The sequence below is a fragment of the Shewanella sp. POL2 genome, assembly GCF_000282755.1.
Lineage (GTDB): Bacteria > Pseudomonadota > Gammaproteobacteria > Enterobacterales > Shewanellaceae > Shewanella > Shewanella xiamenensis.
In genome coordinates this window covers 35,510-44,685 of the sequence record NZ_AKZL01000037.1, presented here as the reverse complement: position 1 = coordinate 44,685, position 9,176 = coordinate 35,510, and the positions used below count along the sequence as shown (strand labels likewise).

The 9,176-nt window shown below is 43.6% G+C and carries 7 protein-coding genes; 5 read left to right on the top strand and 2 right to left on the bottom strand.

The annotated features are described in order from the left end of the window. The first annotated feature begins 290 nt into the window (after positions 1-290). Both SHEWPOL2_RS11790 and SHEWPOL2_RS11785 read left to right on the top strand, forming a co-directional pair. The gene (locus SHEWPOL2_RS11790; protein ID WP_037428445.1) at positions 291-704 is read left to right on the top strand and encodes a hypothetical protein; all 414 of its coding nucleotides are present in this window, start codon (positions 291-293) and stop codon (positions 702-704) included. 84 nt (positions 705-788) lie between these two features. Then, positions 789-1,031 (top strand): AAA family ATPase, encoded by a 243-nt coding sequence (locus SHEWPOL2_RS11785; RefSeq protein ID WP_037428444.1) that lies wholly within the window; start codon positions 789-791, stop codon positions 1,029-1,031. Here the strand turns inward: SHEWPOL2_RS11785 and SHEWPOL2_RS11780 are convergent. Further along, positions 1,006-2,106, bottom strand: coding sequence for an ISAs1 family transposase (locus SHEWPOL2_RS11780; RefSeq protein WP_037428442.1), 1,101 nt, complete (start codon positions 2,104-2,106; stop codon positions 1,006-1,008). The genes SHEWPOL2_RS11785 and SHEWPOL2_RS11780 overlap by 26 nt on opposite strands. A 150-nt stretch (positions 2,107-2,256) precedes the next feature. Here SHEWPOL2_RS11780 and SHEWPOL2_RS22265 point away from each other — a divergent pair, with 150 nt between their 5' ends. From SHEWPOL2_RS22265 to SHEWPOL2_RS11765, 3 genes are all read left to right on the top strand, one after another. Further along, on the top strand, positions 2,257-3,300 hold the full coding sequence (locus SHEWPOL2_RS22265; protein WP_050991354.1) for an AAA family ATPase: 1,044 nt from the start codon (positions 2,257-2,259) through the stop codon (positions 3,298-3,300). Next, the gene (locus SHEWPOL2_RS11770; RefSeq protein ID WP_037428440.1) at positions 3,301-4,230 is read left to right on the top strand and encodes a DUF4435 domain-containing protein; all 930 of its coding nucleotides are present in this window, start codon (positions 3,301-3,303) and stop codon (positions 4,228-4,230) included. It abuts the gene before it with no gap. A gap of 262 nt (positions 4,231-4,492) precedes the next feature. Continuing rightward, positions 4,493-4,837, top strand: coding sequence for a hypothetical protein (locus SHEWPOL2_RS11765; RefSeq protein WP_037428439.1), 345 nt, complete (start codon positions 4,493-4,495; stop codon positions 4,835-4,837). A 571-nt stretch (positions 4,838-5,408) separates the two neighbouring features. On the opposite strand, the gene metH is transcribed toward SHEWPOL2_RS11765, so the two are convergent. Then, positions 5,409-9,143: a methionine synthase gene (gene metH / locus SHEWPOL2_RS11760; protein WP_037428437.1), complete on the bottom strand. Its 3,735-nt coding sequence runs from the start codon at positions 9,141-9,143 to the stop codon at positions 5,409-5,411. Positions 9,144-9,176 lie beyond the last annotated feature (33 nt).

Below are 9,176 nucleotides of genomic sequence, written 5' to 3'. Positions count from 1 at the left end.
TAACTTACCGTGTAGTTTGATATTTAGACGATTATGAGGGGCTTTGTTCGCTGAATCGATTTAGGAAACAAAGCCTTGTTAAAGCTCTAATTGCTAAACAGTGGATGCAAGTTTGCTAAATAACCAGAAATGACTCATGGAATGTAAAGCACAGGAATGGCAGGTTAGTATTACTATGACCTGCCCATTTTTCTCAACGTCACTGGTGCAACAATGCCAGTTCTGGTGTATCCCGTAGTATTTATGTTTTCTGATGAAAAGAGCTGTTCAGAATAGAAATGGATTTTGGAATGAAATCAGTTTTACAAATTACCTTAGGGATCTTGTTAGCGGGTTTGGTCACTTTGTTAGTGCGAATTGGCTATTTGAGTTATATCGAATACCGCCTGACGCAAGGGCTTAATGAGTTTGCTATGCAACAAAAGCAAACTGAACTTGCTCGCCAACAAGCCGCAAAAGAACGCAAGATTATTGAATATCAACAGCAACAAATTGCAATTCAGCGGGCTGCGGAACAGCAACGTATCGCTCAGCAAAATGAAGCGGCACGCATACGTAAAGCCGAAGCATGGCGCAAATACTATATCGTCCCCGAAGACTGCAAAAACTATAAGTCAGATGAGCATATGGTTAACTGTCTAAACCATAAAGCCGATGCCAAAGCAGAATTTGATAGAGTTTATGATTCTACAAATATTCAATAGATTTTAGTTTTTACTTAATATTTAATAGTTATCTTGATTGGTTTTTAATCATTTTAAGTTTTAATTTTAAAAAATGGAGTTTTTATGAGAATTGATGAAATAACATTTCACAACTTTAAATCAAGAGATAGATTTGCTAGTGTTAATTTTTCTGATGATAATGTTACTATTATTTTCGGTGATAATGGTTGTGGGAAAACAACATTTTTAAAAGCTATTAGCGCATTTCTTTCTCAAGATGAAAGTTCATTAAAGGCATTAGGTGTTAATCGCAGGGCAGGATTAAGCTTTGTTAAATATGTTAACCAAAGAAAATCTCTGACCTAAAATCCCCATTCCACGCGGCTTTGCGCATCTTACTCGGCTTACTTACCTTTAATGGGTGTTGCTGCAACAAGTTGAGCACAATACGGCGAAATAACGCCATTTTCTTCGCATTGTCTCTATCGCCTATCCGCGACATATCTTCTTTGAACGTGACATCCAGTACCCAATGTTGTTGATTCTCGATGTGCCAATGCTGCCTAACAGCCCGAGCGGCGAGTTCTACCTCAATATCCAATGAACTCAAGTAGTAATGTGTATCGATAGTCGTCGTTCCTTTGCGCTTACGTTCACGCTCAACAGCGATTATCGATTTGGCCGATGGCCACTGTTTGGCAAGCTCCTTTGGCAATAAGGCTGGAATTTGAAACGTGGTACGACGTTCTTCTCTACCGTGTCCCTTGTTGCTTTCTTCAAACATTGGGATATCGACGGCATTAGTCTCCCAGTGTGGCTGAAATAGCGCTTCAATCGCTTTTCTCAGTGTCGGCTGATTACCTTTCACTTGCACAACATAATCACCTTTACGCTTGACTATTTGAGCCAGTGTTTCTTTGTTGCAGTGCAGCGCATCAAAGGTCAATACGGCATCTTGGATATCCAACATATGCAGTAATTCGCGAACGGTAGCCACTTCGCTGCCTTTGGTTTTGGTGTCTTGTTGATAGAGAACAAGGCCTTGCTCAGTATCAAACGCTGAGACGAGGTGTAATGCTTGCTCTGTACCGTTCTGATTAACCGCACCACGGAGGGTTTTGCCGTCAATGGCGATTAATGGTTTACCAGCAGATGCTCTCAAACTATTCGTCCAGCGAAACAGTGCAAGTACCATCATCTCAACATCAATTGCTTTAATGATCCGCGCAATAGAGTGCCGAGTGGGTATCCCTTTTGCAAAAGGCCGATGTCTCTGGAGCCATGACAAGTGCTCATGGCCAAACTCCTCAATCTCAAGCCATCCGTGACAACCAGAAGCGGTGGCGGCTAAAACGAGGAAAATGATATCGACCAAATTGTGTTCAAGGTTGATATATGAGCGTGGGTCTTCAATGAGTTTCAAATGGTCAAACAAGGACATAGATTAGGCTTAGTAGAATAACATGCCTGATCAGATCATGCTGATACTGATAAGTTCCATGCGGTTAACAAAGTATGATCCTGCCCTGGTGTTAATCGTATTGAATGTAAAATATCTGATGGTGGTAATGTAAGAGATGTTATAGTCTCAATGGATGATGGGGTCTTTAACTGGGAAGAATTTGAAAATAGTTTTTTACAAAATTCCAGATCTCTTTCTTTAGGTGTTGAACGAGGTGTAAGCACTCAGGCTGTGAATATTGATCCTGAGCTATTCTATGATTTTTTTATGAATTTCAATAAAAATAATGATTTTTTTAACGAAGCTCGTTCAGTTGGCTTTCAGAGAAAGAAAATTTTTGAATTATCTGAGGAGTTATCATTCTTTATTAGAAGGCGAAATGCTGTTAAATATAGAAATAGAAGGCCTGAAATTGACTTTGGAAAGCATCATTTATATTTACAGAATATTAAGATTGAAAATATTGAAGAGCTTTTGTTGCAACGTTATAGGATAGCTAGGTTCACAGCTACACGAAAAATTCAAAGCGCACTATTTGATACCTTGTCAGTTGCTATCGATATAGAAAATAGTAACCCTTCAACAAAAGTTTCAAATAGTGAAGTGTTAGGGCAAAGGATATTGGAAAATAAAGATAGAATTATAGAGGCTCTTGATGATGGTGAGGATAATAACTTTAAAAATAGAATTGTTAATATTTTAAATAAAATTAACCAGAAGGGTGAGCTAGATAAAATACTAGGACATTCATTACTAAGTCAACTTTTTGAAAATATGATTGATGAATTGGAAGTTGAAAAGCTTGTTTTAAGTTCTATTAACTTATTGGTTGACAAATTTAATGGATATTTAATAGATGGTAAAAAACTATTTGTTAATGGTAGGGAGGTTTATGTTGAAATTGATGGTGAGCACCATACTGTAAACGAGCTTTCAAGTGGGGAAAGACATATATTAACTTTTTTAGCTTTGGTTCTTTTTGAGGGGCAGGATCGTAATTTTTTAATTATTGATGAGCCTGAAATATCATTGAATATAAAGTGGCAGCGAGAGTTGATGTCTATTTTTTCAGCTCTGTTACCTACGACTCAAATTATTGTTGCTTCTCATTCTCCGGCATTAGCTAAGAGAAATCCGAATTTCCTTTCTGAACTGAAGGTTTGGAGATCGTAAATGTCAGGAAATTTTTATGAAATAGATGAAATCTTCAATGAAGCTGTAATGACAGGTGTTCCAGCAATAATTGTTGAAGGGATGGATGATATTCTTATTTATAATCAGTTATCGGCAAGGGTTCCATTCGAAGTAGAAATTTATGCTGTTGAAAATATTGAAGGGTATTCGGAAGGGTGTGAGCAGGTTATTACAGCTATAAGAGAGCTTAACAATATTAAAAATAGCAAGTATAAGCTGGATGAACACATTTTAGGTATTATCGATAAGGATGTTAGGGATTATAGAAATGAATTGCCTGCTTTGGAACCGATATTGGTACTTGAATACTACTCTATTGAAAGTTATTTTGTTTCTAAAGATGTGTTGCATAATATTCTTTGTTTATGTACTAAGGCTGGTAAGAGTTTAATTAATGAAGATCTTTGTGTTAAGATCTTTAAGGATGTGGAAAAAAATCTACTAAGTTTATATTACTTTTCACTCGAAGCATTAAGAGCTTCTTTGGATTCTGAATATAAGTCAATATTCTTTTATTCTTACCCAACAGGTAGACTAAATGATGTTAAAATTCAACATGCTATTTTAAGTAAGATTGATGAACTAGATAGATTTGCTGCTCATCTTGACTTGTCTCCAAACTTAATGACTTTAAAAAGTATTTCAAAGGGTAAGTGGTTGGTTGAATCTTTTTCAGTCGAAATTTTAAAAAGTATTAACTCTCTTAATGGAATGTGCTCTGGCGGTGAAATTATTACTTGTCAGTTCTGTTCGACAGGAGCATTTCATAAATGCCTTTATAAAATAAGAGATGGTATAAATAATAAGTCGATAAAAAATCTCGCTTTTTCTTTTATTGGTGGGGCCGATTTTGATCATATTGTTGATAGGATTTATAAAATTAAAAATCACATTCTTATGTCAGCATGAATAAATCGCTAGGAATTAGTTTTTACTAAGCTGTTTTCTTATTTATTAGTTATTTAGTTTTGGTTTTTAGGTGAAGCCATTAATTTTATTTGGTTATTGATAAAAGTTTGATTAGACACCCATTGCTAAATCCGCAGAATAAAATGGATATCCATTGTTAGTGCGCGATCGTAAATTTCTGGTTATTCTTAGGTTAAGCATTAAATAAGGTGCTTTAATGCTTAGTCCTTAAGGAACTCAGATAAGCCTTGGATGATTAAAAATGATTCGATATCTATTATTCGTATTCTTTGCTCTTGTGCTATGTGTGAGTAATGCGCTGGCAGGCGAATATCAGCTGGATTGGCCTGTCTCTGGTGAGGAGCTGATTTATCATTCCTGCGGTTGTGCTGATTCCTGCTGGGTTGCCGAGGTTCGCCAAGCTAAAGCGGAAAAGCCGCTCATCGCTAAACTGAGATGCGACTGCGAAAAACTCTATTTTACTGATGAAACTGGCGTAGAACGGGTTGTCGCTGAAAATTGTGATGAGTTAAACACCGACAATAAAATGGATTTGATCCCAGAGCGAATCAAGCAACTTCAGTCACATTTTAATCCCCCTCGTTAACTCTATTTATCCTTGTGTGAAATGGAATTCCAGAACGGAAATAACAGGAGATGCATAGCTTTTTGAATGCAAAAAGTTAACTCTACTCTTACAGAAGTTCACCCATCCCCTGCGAAGTTTCTGAAGGGCGATGAAGACTCTTTATTGAAAAATGGCGCGTGACGCAGACAGTACGTCTGCGTAGCTTTTGGGGAAGGGGCGAATGAAAATCGGTGATTTTCGAATAAGCGCGAAATAAGTCTTTTATATGATGATTTTTTCTGAATTAGCCCATGCAATTTTTGCAGAGCGTAATGGGTACACCAGATAGGGCACTGTTGCACCAGTGACCTTCTAAAACATGGATGTTTTAGTAGAGCCTACAAGGATGTATGCACGGCGTGTCACTGGGGTAACAGTGCTAAAGCCTGCGGCAGGCAATGAGTTACATCATCACCTTACAGCGATATGGTTGCTAGTTCGCAATGCAAAACGAACCAGCAACATCGGGTGTGGGGTGAAGCCCCACGACCTTTTCGGTCGCAAGACCGATCTTAGATCTCAAACCGCGTTAGCGTAATCTAAATCCCGATTACTCGGGATCATAGTCAAGCACTGGCGCTAGCCACTTCTCCGTCTCTGCAACAGTCATCCCTTTACGCTTCGCGTAATCCTCCACCTGATCGCGACCAATATTACTCACGCCAAAGTAGCGGGATTTCGGGTGGGCAAAGTACCAGCCCGATACTGCGGCGGTAGGGAACATGGCGTAGCTTTCGGTAATGTTTAAGTCGATGGTTTCATTCGGCTTTAACAGTTCCCACAACAGGCCTTTTTCGGTGTGATCCGGGCAAGCGGGGTAACCCGGTGCAGGGCGAATGCCCTTGTATTTTTCGCGAATTAACGCCTCGTTATCGAGCTGCTCATCGGCGGCATAACCCCAAAACTCTTTACGTACGCGCTCGTGCATCCGCTCGGCAAAGGCTTCGGCTAAACGGTCGGCTAAACACTTGAGCATAATGGCGTTGTAGTCATCATGGTTCGCCTCAAAGCGGGCGATATGCTCATCAATCCCATGGCCTGCGGTAACCGCAAAGCCGCCCATATAGTCGGCAACGCCTGAGTCTTTGGGCGCGACAAAATCGGCCAGACAGAAGTTATCGTTACCGACCCGCTCAAGTTGCATCCGCAGGTGATGGGTGGTCAGCTCAACCTCTGTGCGAGTCTCATCTGTGTACAGCTCAATATCATCGAAGTTGACGGTATTGGCGGGGAATAGCCCAATCACGCCCTTGGCGGTGAGCCATTTTTCTTCGATGATTTTTGTAAGCATCGCCTGACCATCGGCGAACAGCTTTTGCGCCTCAACGCCGACTACTTTGTCGGTTAAGATTTCAGGGTAATGACCGTGCAGCTCCCATGCGCGGAAGAAGGGCGTCCAGTCGATGCGGTCGACTAAATCGGTTAATGGATAGTCTTCAAATACTTGGCGACCGAGCACGTTAGGTTTGAATGGGGTGTAGTTGGCCCAATCGTGCTGGCAGCGGTTTTGACGGGCGGCCTCTAGCGAGACGATTTCCTTACGCTTAGCTTGGGATAAACGCTTGGTGCGCATATCGTCATACTCGGCGTAGGTTTCATCAATGGTCGCTTGGCGAGTTTCATTGCTGACTAGCTTGCTGACCATAGGCACTGCGCGCGAGGCATCGGCAATGTAAATCGCGCCATGGGGATAATGCGGCGCAATCTTCACCGCAGTATGGATTTTCGAGCAGGTAGCGCCGCCGATAATCGCTGGAATGGTGAGCCCTTCACGGTGGAAGGTTTTCACATTGTGCACCATCTCATCGAGGCTTGGGGTGATAAGCCCTGACATGCCGATAATATCGATATTGTGTTCTTTCACCGCCTCAAGAATGCGCTCTACTGACACCATCACGCCTAAATCGAACACTTCAAAGCCATTGCAGGCAAGCACCACGCCGACAATATTCTTGCCGATATCGTGCACATCGCCTTTTACGGTCACCATCAAAATCTTACCGTTCGACTGACCTGCGACTTTTTCTTTTTCAATAAAGGGATTGAGGTAGGCCACGGCCTTTTTCATCACCCGCGCGGATTTGACCACCTGTGGCAGGAACATTTTACCCGAGCCAAACAGGTCGCCGACGATATTCATACCGTCCATTAGCGGGCCTTCAATCACATCCAGCGGACGGGAGGCAGCTTGGCGAGCCGCTTCAGTATCTTCGTCGATAAATTCGGTGATGCCTTTCACCAGCGCATGGGCGAGACGTTGATTAACTGGCCATGAGCGCCATTCTAAATCTTCTTTTTTAGCGGCACTTGAGCCATCGCCACGGAATTTTTCAGCAATATCAAGCAATTGCTCGGTATTGCTCGAGCCTTCAACCGGGCAAGGCAGGTTGAGCACCACGTTCTCGACCCGTACTTTAAGCTCTGGGTCGATATCGTCAAAAATCGCTAACTGGCCCGCGTTGACAATCCCCATATCCATACCGACTTTAATCGCGTGGTACAGGAATACTGCGTGAATCGCCTCACGCACTGGGTTGTTACCGCGGAAGGAGAACGACACGTTCGATACCCCGCCCGAAATCATCGCGTGGGGCAGGGTGGCCTTAATTTCTTTAATGGCATCAATAAAATCGACAGCATAGTTATCGTGCTCATCGATACCCGTGGCAATGGCGAAGATGTTCGGGTCGAAGATAATGTCTTCGGGCGGAAAGCCGACCTTATCGACCAGCACGCGGTAGGCGCGGGTACAGATTTCGACTTTGCGCGCCTTCGTATCGGCTTGGCCTTGCTCGTCGAACGCCATAATAATGGCCGCCGCGCCGTAGCGTTTAACGAGGGTTGCCTGCTCGATAAACTTCTCTTCGCCTTCTTTGAGGGAGATAGAGTTAACAATACCCTTGCCTTGAATACATTTGAGGCCCGCTTCAATCACTTCCCACTTCGAGGAGTCGATCATAATCGGCACGCGGCTGATATCTGGCTCAGAGGCGATAAGATTTAAGAACTTATGCATCACCTCCACGCCATCGAGCATGCCTTCGTCCATGTTGATGTCGATGATCTGCGCGCCGCTTTCTACCTGTTCACGGGCGACATCGAGCGCCTGTTCGAACTTGCCTTCTTTGATCAGCTTTAAAAATTTGGCCGAGCCAGTAACGTTGGTGCGCTCACCCACGTTCACAAACAGGGTTTGGGCGTCGATAGTGAGCGGTTCCAAACCTGCTAAACGGCAGGCGACGGGGATCTCGGGTAATACGCGCGGGGCAAACGGTTCCACCGCTTCGCGAATGACCTTAATATGCTCGGGTGTGCTACCACAGCAGCCGCCAATAATGTTGAGCATGCCTTCACGGGCCCATTCTTGGATAACGCTGGCCATGTCTTTTGGGGTTTCATCGTAACCGCCAAACTCGTTTGGTAGACCCGCGTTAGGGTGCGCCGACACATAACATTCGGCGATGCGTGACAGTTCTTCAACGTAGGGACGCAGCTCTTTTGGCCCAAGGGCGCAGTTAAGGCCGATAGATAACGGCTTGATATGGCGAAGGGAGTTATAAAAGGCTTCGGTGGTTTGTCCGGTAAGGGTTCGGCCCGAGGCATCGGTAATAGTGCCGGAGATCATCACTGGCAAACGTGCTGGCGAGTTAGCGCCAAAGAGTTCATCGAACACGGTTTCGATGGCAAATAATGCGGCCTTAGCGTTTAAGGTATCGAAGATGGTCTCGACCATAATGATATCGGCGCCGCCTTCAATCAGGGCGCGGGTCGATTCGCAGTAAGCGGTCACTAACTCATCAAAGTGGATATTACGATATCCGGGATCGTTAACATCGGGGCTGATAGAGCAGGTACGGTTAGTGGGTCCTAACACACCGGCGACATAACGTGGTTTACCCGTGGCTTTTTCGATTTCATCACAGGCCTCACGGGCGAGGCGCGCACCTTCACGGTTAATTTCGGCGGACAGCGACTGCATATCGTAGTCGGCCATGGCGATAGTTGTGGCGTTAAAGGTGTTGGTTTCAATAATATCCGCACCGGCTAATAGGTAGTCGGTGTGAATTTGTTTGATGATGTGTGGCTGCGTGAGCACTAAAAGATCGTTATTGCCCTTAACGTCGGTATGCCAATCCTTGAAACGCTCGCCACGGTAATCGGCTTCTTCTAGCTTGTAGCCTTGGATCATAGTGCCCATGGCGCCGTCTAAAATCAGAATGCGCTTTGACAACTGGTTGCGAATGTCTGCCAGTGTTTGGCTGGCTCGATGGAGAGATATCGCCATAAATGATTACCTTTACTACAGCTAAGTTGAGTC

What these genes read in the sequence shown, in the direction of transcription:
- SHEWPOL2_RS11790 (WP_037428445.1), top strand. Translation starts at nt 291, where the DNA reads ATGAAATCAGTTTTACAAATTACCTTAGGGATCTTGTTAGCGGGTTTG.
- SHEWPOL2_RS22265 (WP_050991354.1), top strand. Translation starts at nt 2,257, where the DNA reads ATGGATGATGGGGTCTTTAACTGGGAAGAATTTGAAAATAGTTTTTTA.
- metH (WP_037428437.1), bottom strand. Translation starts at nt 9,143, where the DNA reads ATGGCGATATCTCTCCATCGAGCCAGCCAAACACTGGCAGACATTCGC.
- SHEWPOL2_RS11770 (WP_037428440.1), top strand. Translation starts at nt 3,301, where the DNA reads ATGTCAGGAAATTTTTATGAAATAGATGAAATCTTCAATGAAGCTGTA.
- SHEWPOL2_RS11780 (WP_037428442.1), bottom strand. Translation starts at nt 2,106, where the DNA reads ATGTCCTTGTTTGACCATTTGAAACTCATTGAAGACCCACGCTCATAT.
- SHEWPOL2_RS11765 (WP_037428439.1), top strand. Translation starts at nt 4,493, where the DNA reads ATGATTCGATATCTATTATTCGTATTCTTTGCTCTTGTGCTATGTGTG.
- SHEWPOL2_RS11785 (WP_037428444.1), top strand. Translation starts at nt 789, where the DNA reads ATGAGAATTGATGAAATAACATTTCACAACTTTAAATCAAGAGATAGA.